This is a genomic window from Paraburkholderia sp. DHOC27 (genome assembly GCF_003429005.1).
Lineage (GTDB): Bacteria > Pseudomonadota > Gammaproteobacteria > Burkholderiales > Burkholderiaceae > Paraburkholderia.
Window position 1 is genome coordinate 74,636 of the sequence record NZ_QVQV01000006.1, and the last position, 14,831, is coordinate 89,466.

14 protein-coding genes are annotated in these 14,831 nt (G+C 62.8%); 12 read left to right on the top strand and 2 right to left on the bottom strand.

Annotated elements, in window-relative coordinates; genetic code table 11:
* Positions 1-6: 6 nt before the first annotated feature.
* Positions 7-822, bottom strand: coding sequence for a hypothetical protein (locus D0B32_RS19045; RefSeq protein WP_147329545.1), 816 nt, complete (start codon positions 820-822; stop codon positions 7-9).
* Between the two features lie 243 nt (positions 823-1,065).
* Between D0B32_RS19045 and D0B32_RS19050 the strand changes: the two genes are divergently transcribed.
* The 12 genes from D0B32_RS19050 (at position 1,066) to pyrF (ending at position 14,121) form a co-directional block, all read left to right on the top strand.
* On the top strand, positions 1,066-2,019 hold the full coding sequence (locus tag D0B32_RS19050) for a glycosyltransferase family A protein (protein WP_181969847.1): 954 nt from the start codon (positions 1,066-1,068) through the stop codon (positions 2,017-2,019).
* Between the two features lie 348 nt (positions 2,020-2,367).
* Positions 2,368-3,315: an IclR family transcriptional regulator gene (locus D0B32_RS19055; protein WP_117335856.1), complete on the top strand. Its 948-nt coding sequence runs from the start codon at positions 2,368-2,370 to the stop codon at positions 3,313-3,315.
* Positions 3,312-4,478, top strand: coding sequence for a 2-dehydro-3-deoxygalactonokinase (locus D0B32_RS19060; RefSeq protein WP_117335857.1), 1,167 nt, complete (start codon positions 3,312-3,314; stop codon positions 4,476-4,478). The genes D0B32_RS19055 and D0B32_RS19060 overlap by 4 nt, the downstream gene beginning before the upstream one ends.
* A 38-nt stretch (positions 4,479-4,516) precedes the next feature.
* Positions 4,517-5,197 (top strand): 2-dehydro-3-deoxy-6-phosphogalactonate aldolase, encoded by a 681-nt coding sequence (locus D0B32_RS19065; protein WP_117335858.1) that lies wholly within the window; start codon positions 4,517-4,519, stop codon positions 5,195-5,197.
* Positions 5,194-6,000, top strand: coding sequence for an SDR family oxidoreductase (locus tag D0B32_RS19070; protein ID WP_117335859.1), 807 nt, complete (start codon positions 5,194-5,196; stop codon positions 5,998-6,000). Before D0B32_RS19065 ends, D0B32_RS19070 begins: the two co-directional genes overlap by 4 nt.
* A 268-nt stretch (positions 6,001-6,268) precedes the next feature.
* Positions 6,269-7,267 carry an arabinose ABC transporter substrate-binding protein gene (locus D0B32_RS19075; protein WP_117335860.1) on the top strand — a complete coding sequence of 333 codons (999 nt, stop codon included), beginning with the start codon at positions 6,269-6,271 and terminating at the stop codon, positions 7,265-7,267.
* A 198-nt stretch (positions 7,268-7,465) separates the two neighbouring features.
* Positions 7,466-8,995 (top strand): L-arabinose ABC transporter ATP-binding protein AraG, encoded by a 1,530-nt coding sequence (gene araG / locus D0B32_RS19080; protein WP_117335861.1) that lies wholly within the window; start codon positions 7,466-7,468, stop codon positions 8,993-8,995.
* A gap of 71 nt (positions 8,996-9,066) precedes the next feature.
* The gene (gene araH / locus D0B32_RS19085; protein ID WP_117335862.1) at positions 9,067-10,083 is read left to right on the top strand and encodes an L-arabinose ABC transporter permease AraH; all 1,017 of its coding nucleotides are present in this window, start codon (positions 9,067-9,069) and stop codon (positions 10,081-10,083) included.
* Positions 10,084-10,197: 114 nt separating this feature from the next.
* Positions 10,198-10,998: an SDR family NAD(P)-dependent oxidoreductase gene (locus D0B32_RS19090; protein WP_117335863.1), complete on the top strand. Its 801-nt coding sequence runs from the start codon at positions 10,198-10,200 to the stop codon at positions 10,996-10,998.
* Positions 10,995-11,894 (top strand): SMP-30/gluconolactonase/LRE family protein, encoded by a 900-nt coding sequence (locus D0B32_RS19095; RefSeq protein WP_117335864.1) that lies wholly within the window; start codon positions 10,995-10,997, stop codon positions 11,892-11,894. The genes D0B32_RS19090 and D0B32_RS19095 overlap by 4 nt, the downstream gene beginning before the upstream one ends.
* A 217-nt stretch (positions 11,895-12,111) precedes the next feature.
* Positions 12,112-13,233, top strand: coding sequence for an aldose 1-epimerase (locus D0B32_RS19100; protein ID WP_117335865.1), 1,122 nt, complete (start codon positions 12,112-12,114; stop codon positions 13,231-13,233).
* Between the two features lie 72 nt (positions 13,234-13,305).
* The gene (gene pyrF / locus D0B32_RS19105; RefSeq protein ID WP_117335866.1) at positions 13,306-14,121 is read left to right on the top strand and encodes an orotidine-5'-phosphate decarboxylase; all 816 of its coding nucleotides are present in this window, start codon (positions 13,306-13,308) and stop codon (positions 14,119-14,121) included.
* Positions 14,122-14,237: 116 nt separating this feature from the next.
* Here the strand turns inward: pyrF and D0B32_RS19110 are convergent, their stop codons facing one another.
* Positions 14,238-14,741 carry a cupin domain-containing protein gene (locus D0B32_RS19110; RefSeq protein ID WP_117335867.1) on the bottom strand — a complete coding sequence of 168 codons (504 nt, stop codon included), beginning with the start codon at positions 14,739-14,741 and terminating at the stop codon, positions 14,238-14,240.
* Positions 14,742-14,831: the final 90 nt, after the last annotated feature.

The following is a 14,831-nucleotide window of genomic DNA, read 5'->3' on the forward strand; positions in this document are numbered from 1 at the left end:
TGCGCGTCAGGCAGCCTGAAAGCGCAAGCCGGCTGCGCGGAAGGTGCCGCTGCTTTCATCATTCAGCGTGACGCGCAGGTCTTTGGTATTCGCGGTGAGATGCAGCACACCGAGCGGGCTGTGCGGGAACAGCGGTTCGCAGAATTTCTGCCGCGCGAAATCGAACGCGGGTAACGCCAGGTGACACAGCCAGTTGCATGTGGACGGCAACGGATGCATGGGAAGCTGGTGCGACCAGATGGCGTGATTGAGCGCGGTTTGATCGCAAACCAGCGTGCCGCCGGTTGCTTTTAGACCCGCTTCGAAATGGGCGGCCCAATGAGACCAATGCGGCGCGTCCGCTCGCATGGCGAATACGCCGGCGTTGAAATAATGCTGCGTGAGCATTTTCTCTGCGGCATTTTCTCCGTAATAGCGACGGAGGCGATCTGCTTTCCAGGAATGGCCAATGCGCTGATTATATGAGCGGTCGATTTCTGGCGCGACGGCTAATGCACCGTCTTTGGCCGCGCGGAAAAACCATTCAAAAACGAATCGCTCCTGTACCCACGCGTCGCAGTCGATCCAGAGATAGATGTCGTAGCCGGGGAAATAATCGGGCAAAAATGGCCGGGCGGTGAGCGAGCGTAAATGCGGCGTGAGCTTTTGCAAGGCAGGTTCGACGGGCAAATCCCAGCGAGCTTCTACGACCTGCACGCCCTGGGTGGCGAGCGATGCGCGGTTTCCTTCGCTCAGCCCCACGTCGAGACATCCGACAGCCGAGAACGGCAGTGGATTGCCGAATTGCTTGAGGGAATCGAGGAGGCCCTGAAGCAGGGGCAAGTAGGTGTCGTTCGACGCAGTTGCTACAAATACGCGCATTGAGGTGGTGTTTTTCTTGAAAAAATCCGATCAATATTATTTGTATAGTAGTAATAGGTCCATCGGAGGAGTCTTAAAATACTTTATAAAATGATGGCTGCAGATATTTCAAATAATGTTTTCAATAAAAACATGGCTGATTGAATAATTGGCACTAGAATGGCGCCTTTGTCTGAATTCGCCGAATCACCGAATTGGTCCGCCATGTCGATTTTGAACCCGCTCCCTGCGACGACCATTTCCGTCGTCATCCCTCTTTACAACCATGCGCATTACATCGAGGCGGCGCTGGAAAGCGTGTTATCGCAGACCTCGGCAGCGGACGAAATCATCCTGATTGACGACGGCTCGTCGGACGATGGCTACGAAATCGCGCAGCGGGTGTTGGCCAAAGCGCCCAACGCGAAAACATACAAACAGGAGAACGCGGGCGCCCATCACACGCTGAATCGGGCCATTGCGCTGAGTCACGGGGAATATATCGCCGTGCTGAATTCTGACGATCTGTTCGCCCTCGCCAAGCTCGAGCGGTGCCGGGCGATCATTCAGCAGCGGCCCGACATTGGCCTGATCTCCGGCGATCTGCAACTCATCGATCACGCAGGCGTGCGGCAAGACTCAGGTTTTGCGGTCGAATGGCTCGGCCGCGCCCGACGTTTTCTGGACGAAACCCATCTGCCGCAACTCGCGCTACTGAACGACAACTTCGTCGCCACGACGTCGAACATGGTCTTCTCGCGGGCGCTGTGGGACGCGTCGGGTGGCTTCCAGCCGCTGCGCTACTGCCACGACCTCGACTTCCTGATGTTTGCGTGCCGCCACAGCACGGTATTCCTCGATCTTCAGTTCGAACACATCGCGTATCGGGTGCATCAAAACAACACAATCCGCGAAGCGCAGGGCAGGGTGCGTGTCGAAGTCGCGGCCGTGATCGCACAGGCGCTCTTTGCGTCGGGCCCGCGTTTGTTTCTGGATAACGCCGGCGAGCCAGCCCTGGCCGCCTTCCAGCGCTGCCTGCGCAACCGGCAGATGACCGAACTGGTCTGTTTCTTCCAGACGCTGCTGGGCGGCTTTGCGAGCCGTACGGATTTCTACCGCTACGCGACCGATCCCAGCCATGCCAGCATGTTCGCCGCGGCCGCAACCTCCGGCCGCTGAGCGCAAATCTGAAACGTCGTCCCACTAAAGCAAGCGAGTCCCAATATATGAGCGTCACACTCACATATTGGAGATTTCGCGACGCCCGTCCTACAATCCGTTCCACCACGTCCGCATAGCGGGATTTCGGGGCTCATCAGACCCCGCAGATCCACCCGCAGCCGGACGAAAAATAGGCTCTTTCCCGTCCGCACGGAGTCGTGCGGCAGGCGCGGACCCAACGATCGGAGACAACTAGCCATGCCCATCATCGTCAGGCAGGAAGCACGCACTCGCCGTGTTCCGTCACGTATCGCAGGCCGTCCGGCCGGCTCCGCGCGGTAAATCCCCATCATTCGCCCACTCGCCATGAATAAAGCGATGTCCACTCACGCCACCGTTGAGTCCGGCCCAGGCTCCGACGCCGCTCCCCAGTCACGTCCTCGTGCCCTGAACGGCGCTGTCGCTTCGCACAGGAGCGCCGACGAAATCGCATTGCCCAGCACGTTGCTCGACATCACGCCGCAGCAGGCCGGTACGCAGACGTTGTTGCGCGGTCTGGCCATTCTCGAAGCTGCCGCCGCTGGCGTGCGCGACCTGCGTACTTTCGGTGCCGCGCTTGGCACGACGCGCAGCACGACCCATCGTCTGGTGAGCAGCCTCGTGCAGGCGCGCTATCTGCGTCAGGTGCAGGGCGGTTATCTGCTCGGCCCGAAGCTGATCGAACTCGGCACGATTGCGCTCGAACAGATGCCGCTCACCACGGTAGCGCGCCCGCACATCGAATCGCTCGCCGAACAGACGCACGACACCATCCATCTGGGCGTGCGCGACGGCGACGACGTGCTGTACATCGACAAGATTCCCGGCACGCGTGGCCTCGAAATGCGTTCGCGCGTTGGACACCGCATGCCGCTCGCCTCGACCGGCATCGGCAAGGCGATGATGCTCGACCTCACGCCGGATGCGTGGACGTCGCTCTTCGAAGCGTCGCGGCGCGCACTGGCGGGCGTCAGCTTCAAGCCGGACAACCGTCCCGATCTGCCCACCTTCATGCAACGCATGACCACGTATTCCTCGGGCGGCTACACGTTCGACCTGGAAGAGAACGAGGCGGCGATTCGCTGCGTCGCAGCGCCGGTGCGTGATGCATCGGGCGCGGTGGTCGCGGCACTTTCCGTGGCGAGCACGATTCCTTATATGTCGCTCGAACGGATGGACGAACTGATTCCCGTCGTGCAGCGCGAGGCGCGCGCCATTTCGGAAGAACTCGGCTGGCGTGTCCCGCAGCCCGCGACGCGCAGGATCAAACGATGACGCAATCGGGTTTTTCCTCGCCGGTCGCTCAAGCGCCGACGCTCACCAGTGTCGATAGCGCGCCGCAAGTGCGTGCCGCTGGTCTCGACCAGGCGGCGCTGGTCGCGCTCGACTGGGGCACGACCTCGCTGCGTGCCTATCTGTTCGACGCAACAGGCAAGGTGCTGGACGCGCGTGAATCGACTGCGGGCATCATGAATCTGCCGCGCCCCGCCGCGCAAGGTGGCTTCGACGCCGCTTTCGATGCGGTTTGCGGCGAATGGCTCGAACGCATGCCGAACCTGCCGGTCATCGCAGCCGGCATGGTGGGCAGCGCGCAAGGCTGGCTCGAAGCGCCCTATGTGACGGCGCCGGCGAGCGCCGACGCGCTGGTGGCAGGCATCGTGCGCGTGCAGACGGCGCGCGGCGTGACCCTGCATATCGTGCCCGGCGTGTTGCAGCGCGGTGAATTGCCGAACGTGATGCGCGGCGAAGAGACGCAAATTTTTGGCGCATTGAGCGACCCGGCAACGGCAGACGCGAACCACGCCAACCTGAATACAGCCGCAAGCGCTAATGGGGCAACTGCGGGGGCAACGGCGGGCGCAACTGCGGAAGCAACTGCAACAGAGCGCGAGCTGATCGGCCTGCCGGGCACGCACGCCAAGTGGGTCGTGGTGCGCGGCGATCAGATCGAACGTTTTCACACCTTCATGACCGGCGAGATTTTCGCAGCGCTGCGCGACCATACGATTCTCGGCCGCACGATGGCGACGCCGGATCATCTGGATACCGAAGCATTTTTGCGCGGCGTGAACATCGCCCGTCTGAAAGGGCAGGCCGGCCCGCTCGCCACGGTGTTCAGCACCCGCACGCTCGGCCTGACGGGCGAACTGAAAAGCGAACAGCAACCGGACTATCTGTCGGGGCTGCTGATCGGTCACGAACTGGTCGGCCTCGACGCCGTGCTCGCGCAGCAGCAGACCGGCCTCGCCGGCCACGCGTTGCGCCTGATTGGCAATGAAGCATTGTGCGAACGTTACCGGCTTGCACTGACCCAGTTTGGCTGCACCCAGGCCGATCTGGTCAAGCAAGCCACCGAGCACGGTCTGTGGCGCATCGCCGCCCAGGCTGGACTGGTCAGCCCGGCGGCTGGCGCCGCGCACAGCGCACACGCCGGCTAACGCGCCGGCGCCGCGTACGACAAAGACAAGGAATCGACATGCAACCTCACATCAATCTGCCCGCCCCGTACATGCCGCACGCGGGCCTGATCGCGGCTTTCGAAGCGTGTCCGCTGATCGCCATTCTGCGCGGCGTCACGCCCGCGGATGCCGCCGAGCACGGTCAGGCGCTGTACGAAGCCGGCTTTCGCATCGTCGAAGTGCCGCTCAACTCGCCGCAGCCGTTCGACAGCATTGCGGCGATCCGCAAGGTGCTGCCGGCCGATGCGATCGTAGGCGCGGGAACCGTGTTGCATGCGAGCTTCGTCAACGAAGTGAAGTCGGCCGGTGGCGAATTGATCGTGATGCCGCATAGCGACGCGGAAGTGGTCAGCGCCGCGAAGGCCCAGGGGCTGGCATGCGCGCCTGGTGTCGCAACGCCGAACGAAGCCTTCCTCGCACTGAAGAACGGCGCGGACGTGCTGAAGATGTTCCCTGCCGAGCAACTCGGCTGCCACGTCGTCAAGGCGTGGCGCGCGGTGATCGCGACCGAAGTGCCGCTGGTACCGGTGGGCGGCATCACGCCGGACAACATGGGCCCGTTCCTCACGGCTGGCGCGAACGGCTTCGGTCTGGGCTCGGCACTCTACAAGCCGGGTCAGAGCGTGGCGGCGACGGCCTCGCACGCGAAGGCGTACATCAACGGTCTGCGCATTGCCCGGGCGAGCGCGAAGAAATGAACCGGCTCGCCAACAAGGTCGCAATGATTACGGGCGCCGGGCGTGGCATCGGCGCAGCGATTGCGCTCGCCTTCGCTCGCGAAGGTGCGGCGGTCGTGCTGGCGGAGCTGGATCTGGAGATGGCGCAGCGCACCGCGCGTGAAATCGAAGGCGCGATGGTTGCAGCCGGCGCAAACAACGCAGGCGGCGCAAGCAAGGTTCTCGCGGTGCAGACCGACGTCACGCAATCGGCCTCGGTTCAGCACGCCGTGCGCGAGGCCGAACAGGCCTTCGGTGCCGTGGATGTGCTGGTGAACAACGCGGGTATCAATGTATTCTGCGATCCGTTGACGATGACGGACGACGACTGGCGGCGCTGTTTTGCCGTCGATCTGGACGGTGTCTGGAACGGTTGCCGTGCGGTACTGCCGGGCATGGTCGAACGCGGTGCGGGCAGCATCGTCAACATTGCCTCGACACATTCATTCAAGATCATTCCGGGCTGCTTCCCGTATCCGGTGGCGAAGCACGGTGTGATCGGCCTGACGCGTGCGCTCGGCATCGAGTACGCGCCGCGCAACGTGCGGGTCAATGCCATCGCGCCTGGCTACATCGAGACGCAATTGACGCATGACTGGTGGAACGGGCAGACCGACCCGGCGGCGGCGCAGCAGGCCACGCTGGATCTGCAGCCGATGAAGCGGATCGGCCGCCCCGAAGAAGTGGCGATGACGGCGGTGTTCCTCGCATCGGACGAGGCGCCGTTCATCAACGCCAGCTGTATCACGGTCGACGGCGGGCGCTCGGCGCTGTACCACGACTGAGCGAGCGCAACGAAACAGCAGCAACGAAGCAGTACCAAAGCATCGAAGCATCGAAGCATCGAAGCATCGAAGCAAAAAAGAAGCAACCAAGCAGCAGCAACCAGACAGAGGTGGCACGCGCCCGTGAGGCGCATGCCGTAGGAAAGCGCCACAGAGCGCGACGTTTTGTTTTAGCCGGTTGACGCGCTGGCCGCGTGTGTCAGGACCGGTATAAGAAGACGCGGCCAATACCTTCTCGTTATCTACTAATTAGTCAGGAGACTGCATCATGAAACGTAGAATTTTCCTCACGCTGGTGGCAGCAGCAACGACCGTGGCGTTCACCGCACCGGTCGTGCAGGCCGCTGACCAGGTCAAGATCGGCTTCCTCGTGAAGCAGCCGGAAGAGCCGTGGTTCCAGGACGAGTGGAAGTTTGCCGAGATGGCCGCGAAGGAAAAGGGCTTCACGCTGGTGAAAATCGGCGCACCCTCGGGCGAGACGGTGATGAGCGCGATCGACAACCTGTCGGCACAAAAGGCACAGGGCTTCATCATCTGCACGCCTGACGTCAAGCTGGGACCGGGCATCGTTGCCAAGGCCAAGGCTGATGGTCTGAAGATGATGACGGTGGATGACCGCCTCGTCGACGGTTCGGGCAAGCCGATCGCTTCGGTGCCGCATATGGGCATCTCGGCGTACAACATCGGCAAGCAGGTTGGCGAAGGCCTGGCTGCGGAAATCAAGAAGCGCGGCTGGGACATGAAGGACGTGGGCGCGATCGACGTGACCTACAACCAGTTGCCGACGGCTGTTGACCGCACCAGCGGCGCAACCGACGCACTCGTGGCAGCCGGTTTCCCGAAGTCGAACGTGGTTGAAGCGCCGCAAGCGAAGACCGACACGGAAAACGCTTTCAACGCCGCCAACATCGCGCTGACCAAGAACCCGCAGTACAAGCACTGGGTGGCATACGGCCTGAACGACGAAGCCGTGCTGGGTGCAGTCCGCGCAGCGGAAGGCCGTGGCTTCAAGGCTGACAACATGATCGGTATCGGTATCGGCGGTTCGGATTCGGCATTGAACGAATTCAAGAAGCCGACCCCGACGGGCTTCTACGGCACGGTCATCATCAGCCCGAAGCGTCACGGCGAAGAAACCTCGACGCTGATGTACGACTGGATCACGCAAGGCAAGGCACCGCCCCCGCTCACGCTGACGACCGGCATGCTGGCCACGCGTGACAACGTCGCGGACGTGCGTGAAAAGATGGGTCTGGCATCGAAGTAAGCCGCCAGGCACTGACGTGTAGCGGACGGCCGCCGGACTCACGGGTTCCGGCGGCTTTGTCCAGCAAGGCGGCGCGCGCAGCTCAATTTTGGGATGCGCGCGCCGGCAGGCGCAACACAGGTTGAAGCAGACCGTCGGACTGGCAATGCGGCAAGCCGCGCCGGGCCATGCGGTTCACAGGATGCAACAGGAGGCGAAGTGTCAGCGACGCTGCGTTTTGACAATATCGGCAAGGTCTTTCCAGGCGTGCGTGCGCTCGACGGAGTGTCATTCGACGTGAACGTCGGCCAGGTGCACGGTCTGATGGGCGAAAACGGTGCGGGGAAATCCACCCTGCTGAAGATTCTCGGCGGTGAATACCAGCCGGATTCCGGACGCGTGATGATCGACGGCAACGAGGTGCGCTTCGGCAGCGCCGCTGCGTCGATCGGGGCGGGAATCGCGGTGATTCACCAGGAGCTGCAGTACGTGCCCGATCTCACGGTCACGGAAAATCTGCTCCTTGGCCAGTTGCCCAACTCGCTCGGCTGGGTCAACAAGCGCGAAGCCAAGCGCTTCGTGCGCGAACGCCTCGAAGCAATGGGCGTGGCGCTGGATCCGAATGCCCGGCTGGGCAAGCTCTCCATCGCGCAACGGCAGATGGTGGAAATCTGCAAGGCGCTGATGCGCAATGCGCGCGTGATCGCGCTCGACGAGCCGACCAGCTCGCTCTCGCACAGCGAGACCGAAGTGCTGTTCAAGCTGGTGCGCGATCTGCGCGCCGACAACCGGGCGATGATCTACATCTCGCACCGGATGGACGAAATTTACGAACTTTGCGACGCCTGCACGATTTTCCGTGACGGCCGCAAGGTGGCTTCGCATCCGACGCTCGAAGGCGTGAAGCGCGAGACGATCGTGAGCGAGATGGTGGGTCGCGAGATTTCCGACATCTATAGCTACAAGCCGCGCGAACTGGGCGAAGTGCGTTTCTCGGCCAAGGCGGTCGAAGGCCATCCGCTCAAGGAGCCGGCCAGCTTCGAAGTGCGGCGCGGTGAGATCGTTGGCTTCTTTGGCCTGGTGGGTGCGGGCCGCAGCGAACTGATGCATCTCGTGTACGGCGCCGACAACAAGAAGAACGGCGAGATCGTGCTGGACGGCAAGACCATCAAGGTGCGCAGCGCCGGCGAAGCAATTCGTCATGGCATCGTGCTGTGTCCGGAAGACCGCAAGGAAGAAGGCATCGTGGCAATGGCGACGGTGTCGGAGAACATCAACATCAGTTGCCGTCGTCATTATCTGCGCGGCGGAATCTTCCTGAACCGCAAGAAAGAAGCGCAGACGGCGGACCGTTTTATCAAGCTGCTGAAGATCAAGACGCCGAGCCGTCGCCAGAAAATCCGCTTTCTTTCCGGCGGCAACCAGCAAAAGGCGATTCTGTCGCGCTGGCTCGCGGAACCTGATCTGAAAGTGGTGATTCTCGACGAACCGACGCGAGGAATCGACGTCGGCGCCAAGCACGAGATCTATAACGTGATGTATCAGCTCGCGGAACGTGGCTGCGCGATCGTGATGATTTCGTCGGAACTGCCGGAAGTGCTGGGCGTGTCCGACCGGATCGTCGTGATGCGGCAGGGGCGTATTTCCGGCGAATTGCCGCGTGGCGAAGCGAATGAACAGTCGGTGCTGAATCTCGCGCTGCCGCAGAGTTCGACCGATCCAAACGCGGTGGCAGCCGAAGCGGCCTGAGCTTGACCAGAGACCGGACGTAAGTCCTTAATAACCCGTCAGCCCGTGACGAAAACGGGAGGAGTATTCAAATGCAAGCCAGAGAAAACCTCGCGCAACAGGCCGCCAAGAGCGCCGCCGATGCGCTGATTCCGCAGAGCAACGACAAGCAGAAGTGGTGGCAACAGGTCACGGACTACAGCCTGATCGTGATCTTCGCGATCATGTTCATCACGATGTCCCTGACGGTCGATCACTTTTTCTCGATCGAAAACATGCTGGGTCTGGCCCTGTCGATCTCGCAGATCGGCATGGTCGCCTGCACGATGATGTTCTGTCTCGCCTCACGTGACTTCGACTTGTCCGTGGGTTCCACGATCGCCTTCTCCGGCGTGTTGTGCGCGATGGTGCTCAACGCCACGGGCAACACGTTCATCGCGATCATCGCGGCGGTCGCGGCCGGTTCGGCGATCGGTTTCATCAACGGCGCGGTGATCGCGTATCTGCGCATCAATGCGCTGATCACGACCCTGGCTACGATGGAAATCGTGCGTGGTCTCGGCTTCATCGTGTCGCACGGTCAGGCCGTGGGCGTCTCTTCGGATACGTTCATCGCGCTCGGCGGCCTGTCCATGTTCGGCGTCTCGCTGCCGATCTGGGTGACGCTCTTGTGCTTCATCGTGTTCGGCGTGATGCTGAACCAGACCGTGTATGGCCGCAATACGCTGGCCATCGGCGGCAATCCGGAAGCGTCGCGTCTTGCCGGTATCAACGTCGAGCGCACGCGTGTGTACATCTTCCTGGTGCAGGGCGCGGTCACGGCGCTGGCCGGTGTGATTCTGGCCTCGCGTATCACGTCCGGGCAGCCGAACGCCGCGGAAGGCTTCGAACTGAACGTGATCTCCGCGTGCGTGCTGGGCGGTGTCTCGCTGCTCGGCGGCCGTGCGACGATTTCGGGCGTCGTGATCGGCGTGCTGATCATGGGCACGGTTGAGAACGTGATGAACCTGCTGAACATCGACGCGTTCTACCAGTACCTCGTGCGCGGTGCGATCCTGCTCGCCGCTGTGCTGCTGGATCAGTTGAAGAACCGCGGTTCGCGCGATTAAGCAGGTCGCGACACGCAGGTCGCAGCAGGGTCGCGCGGCTGCCGGGTCATGTGCCCCCGGCGGCCGCGCGAAGCAAAAAGCCTGGGGGCACTTAATAATCCGAGGAATCGAACGATGTCGTCTCCAGCCAATGCCAATGTCAGTGAGGCGGATAACCTGTACGCGCGTTATCCCAGTCTCGTAGACCGGACGGTGCTCATCACGGGTGGTGCGACGGGAATCGGCGCGTCGTTCGTCGAACACTTCGTCGCGCAAGGCGCACGGGTCGCCTTCTTCGATCTCGACGTGAGTTCCGGCGAGGCGCTGGCCGATCAACTTGGCGATGCGCGTCACAAGCCGCTCTTCCTGCACTGCGACCTGACCGACATCGACGCGCTGCGCAAGGCCGTGGCCAACGTCAAGGCCGCGCTCGGGCCGATCGAAATTCTCGTCAATAACGCGGCCAACGACCGCCGCGAAAAAATCGAAGACGTGACCCCTGCGTCGTTCGACGCGGGTATCGCCGTCAACGTGCGCCATCAACTGTTCGTCGCGCAGGCCGTGATGGACGACATGAAAGCCGCGGGGCGCGGCTCCATCATCAACCTGGGTTCGATTAGCTGGATGCTCAAGAACGGCGGCTATCCGGTGTATCTGATGTCGAAATCAGCGGTGCAGGGACTCACACGCGGTCTCGCGCGCGACCTTGGGCGCTTCAATATCCGCGTGAACACGCTGGCACCGGGCTGGGTCATGACCGAGAAGCAAAAACGGCTGTGGCTGGATGACGCCGGACGCCGGGCGATCAAGGAGGGTCAGTGCATCGACGCCGAACTGATGCCGCACGACCTGGCGCGCATGGCGCTGTTCCTCGCCGCTGACGACAGCCGCATGATCACAGCGCAGGACGTTATCGTCGACGGAGGTTGGGCGTGAGCAATCCGATCCGTGCAGCACTGTTGATCGACAGCAAATGCAAGCTGGGCGAGGGCGCCACCTGGTGCGCGCGCAGCGGCCGCTTCTACTGGACCGATATCGAAGGTGCGCGCCTGTGGCGCTACGACCCGAGCGACGGCAGCCATACTTCGTGGCGCATGCCGGAGCGGCTCACGACTTTTGCGCTGTGTGAAGACCCGCATTTTCTCTTGCTGGGACTCGCCACGCATCTGGCGTTTTTCGATCTGGCGACGGGCGAAACCCAGCGCATTGTCGAGGTCGAACCGGACCTGAATACGCGTCTGAACGACGGGCGTTGCGACCGGCAAGGGCGTTTCGTGTTCGGCACTAAAGACGAGGGTTCGCCCCTGCGCGCGGTAGGCGGTTTCTACCGTCTGAATCATGATCTGTCGCTCGAACGGTTGCCGTTGCCCGCACCCGCGATTTCGAACAGCATCGCGTTTAGTCCCGATGGCGCGACGATGTACTACTGCGATTCGCCGACCCGCGAGATTCGCATGTGCGATTACAGCGCCGACGGCACGATCACGAACGATCGCGTTTTCACGGCGCTCACCGATGCGACCGGCGAGCCCGACGGCTCGACCGTGGATCGCGACGGCGGTTTGTGGAACGCGCAATGGGCCGGTGCGCGCGTGGTGCGTTACGCGCCGAACGGCGAAGAAACGGCGCGCGTGACGGTGCCCACGGCACAGCCGAGCTGTGTCGCACTGGGCGGCGCGCAACTGGGCACCTTGTACATCACCAGTGCGCGGGTCGATCTGGATGCGGCCGCGCTCGCCTCCGATGCCAACGCCGGCGGCGTTTTCGTGGCGGTGCCGGGACAACGGGGCTTGCCTGAGCCGCTATTCAAGGGAAAACCGCAGCATCCCTAATCGGTTGGATTGAATATTCTCTGGGAGGCGCACGTTTATACGTGCAGCCACGGCTTGGAGGATGGATGACGGCCGCAGAGCGGACCGCAGCGCGGTCCGTGCAGCATGCGGCTGACCCGAAAAGCTCAAGGACACAAAGAGGCGGCCCGTCACGGCGCCCGCATAAAGATCCGTCAGCGATGACGGCAACGTCTCACGCCTCTCGATGGAGCCTGATATGACAGTTGCGAATCTCGTTTCCTCTCCGCCTGGTTCCGCTGGTTCCCCAGCTTCTCCGAACGCTTCTTCTGCTGCTCCTTCTTCTACTTCCCAGCCTTCACAGACGCGCCGTGCACGGCTTGCGGCGGCAGCCAATCCGGTGCTCGCGGGGCCGAGCACCTCGGCGGTCGCGGTGGGCGAGGGCACGACGGGCGGCCTCGCCTGCGTGACGCTCGCCAACACGCAGTTGCGGCTCGATGTGGCACCGTCGCTGGGCGGCGGCATCACGCGTTTCGACTGGCGCAGCGACGGCGCACTCGTGCCGATCTTTCGACGCTGCCGGCATGTGGCCGCGAATACGGATCCGAACGAACTGGCGTGCTATTCCATGCTGCCGTATTCGAACCGGATTGGCGGCGGTCACTTCGGCGTGGGCGAACGGCGCATCGAGGTGCCGCGCAATCGTCCGGGAGAGCCGCTGCCCATCCACGGCGATGGCTGGCTCGCGCATTGGGAGGTTGCCGACTCGGACCGCGAAAACGTGCGCCTGACCCTTGATCGCCGCGACGGCAAACCGTACGCGTACCGTGCGGCGCAAACCTACACGCTCGACGGCGCGACGCTCATCATCACGCTGGAAATCGAAAACACCGGACGTGACGCGTTGCCTTTTGGTCTCGGCATTCATCCGTTTCTGGTGCGTGATGCACAGACCGAGCTATCTGCGGCTGCCGGAGGACTCTGGCTGCAGGGCGACGACTGGTTGCCGCTGCGTCACGTGCCCGCGCCGCCGGCATGGCAATTCGGTGTGGCGTATCCGTTGCCGTCCACCATCGTCAATCACGCCTTCACGGGGTGGAGTGGCCAGGCGGCGGTGGTCTGGCCGAAGCGGCGCCTCTCGTTGACCGTCTCCGCGGACACGGATTACTACGTGCTGTACACGCCACCGGGTGAGGACTTTTTCTGCTTCGAACCGGTGGACCATCCCATCAACGCGATGAACCTGCCGGGCGGCGCGGCTTCGCACGGCATGACGATGCTGGCGCGCGGCGAGCGCCTGACGCGGTCGTTCCGCTTCGAAGTGGAGCGCACCGGTTTGCGTGCGGTGGCAGGTGCGCGCGGGACGCGGCGCCGGCAGTGAGCGGCGCGGTCTCGCGACGAGGACGGGTAAAATACGCGCCACTCCTCTTATCGGCTCGTTGCGAGACCCACCATGTCCACCTTCATTCAGACACTTAACGACGCATGGCAGCGCACTGACTCGCTGCTGTGCGTCGGCCTCGATCCCGAGCCCAGCAAATTCCCCGCCGCATTGGCGGGCCGCGCTGACGCGATCTTCGACTTTTGCCGCACGATCGTCGATGCGACCGCGCCGTTCGCGTCCTCCTTCAAACCGCAGATCGCCTACTTCGCGGCGCATCGCGCGGAAGACCAGCTCGAGCAATTGATTGCGCACATCCACGAGAAGCATCCCGGCGTGCCGGTGATTCTCGATGCGAAGCGCGGCGATATTGGCAGCACCGCCGAACAATATGCGCGCGAGGCGTTCGAGCGTTATCGCGCGGATGCCGTGACGGTGAATCCATACATGGGCTTCGACTCGATCCAGCCGTATCTCGAACACGCCGGCAAGGGCGTGATTGTGCTGTGCCGCACGTCCAACCCCGGTGGCTCCGATCTGCAATTCCTCGACACCGCTGGGCGTCCGCTGTATCAGGTGGTGGCACAACTGGCGGCGGAAAAGTGGAACGCCAGCGGGCAACTCGGACTCGTGGTCGGCGCGACGTTTCCGAAGGAAATCAAAGTGGTGCGCGGGATTGTCGGCGACATGCCGCTGCTGATTCCGGGCATCGGCGCGCAGGGCGGCGACGTCGAAGCAACCGTGCAGGCGGGTCGCACGGCGGCAGGCACGGGCATGCTGATCAACTCGTCGCGAGCCATCATCTACGCGGGCAAGGGCGAGGACTTCGGAGCGGCCGCCGCGCAGGCAGCGAAGGAAACGCGCGACCGGATCAACGCGTATCGGTGAGGGTCACGCGTTGGTGTGGTCCGGCTTTGCTTTGGCGTGGGTTTGAGCGATTGGCGTGATCTGGCGTGGTTTGGCGTAACCCGGTGAGTGTCGATGTGACCGGGTACGCCGCCCGGTTAGCGGATCTCGTTCGCCGGGCCGAGCCTGGCAATGATCTCCGCGTGCTCGGGGTACGCGCTTTGCAACGCGCTCACGTCCGCGACTTCAAACTCGCTGAATTCGAATCCCGGTGCGACCGTACATCCCACTAGCGCAAACGTGGCCGGGTCTTCGCACTCCGCCGCGAACCACAACCCGGCCGTCACCACCGCCTGAAACACCGTGCCCGGATCGCTCAACGGATTGCCCAGACGATGCGTGATCAGCTTGCCGGCCTGATCTAGCACGTGTACGTCGAGCGGTGCGCCGGCGTAGAAGTGCCAGACTTCGTCCGAACGAATCCGATGCCACGCGGAGTGGGCGCCGTCGCACAGCAGGTAGTAGATCGCTGTGGAGGCCGAGCGTGGTTCGTCCGCTCCCACACGCGTCACTGCCTCGACCGCGCGATACGTCTCACGAAAATATCCGCCTTCCGGATGCGGTTGCAGATCGAAGCGGCGTATCAGGTCGTCTTTGTCCACGGCGGGAAGGGTCGAAAAGAGTGGATGTTAGGCGGGGATGGAAACGGATTCAAGGTGCCGGTTTGCGGCGCTTAAGGTTCGCGCCAGGTG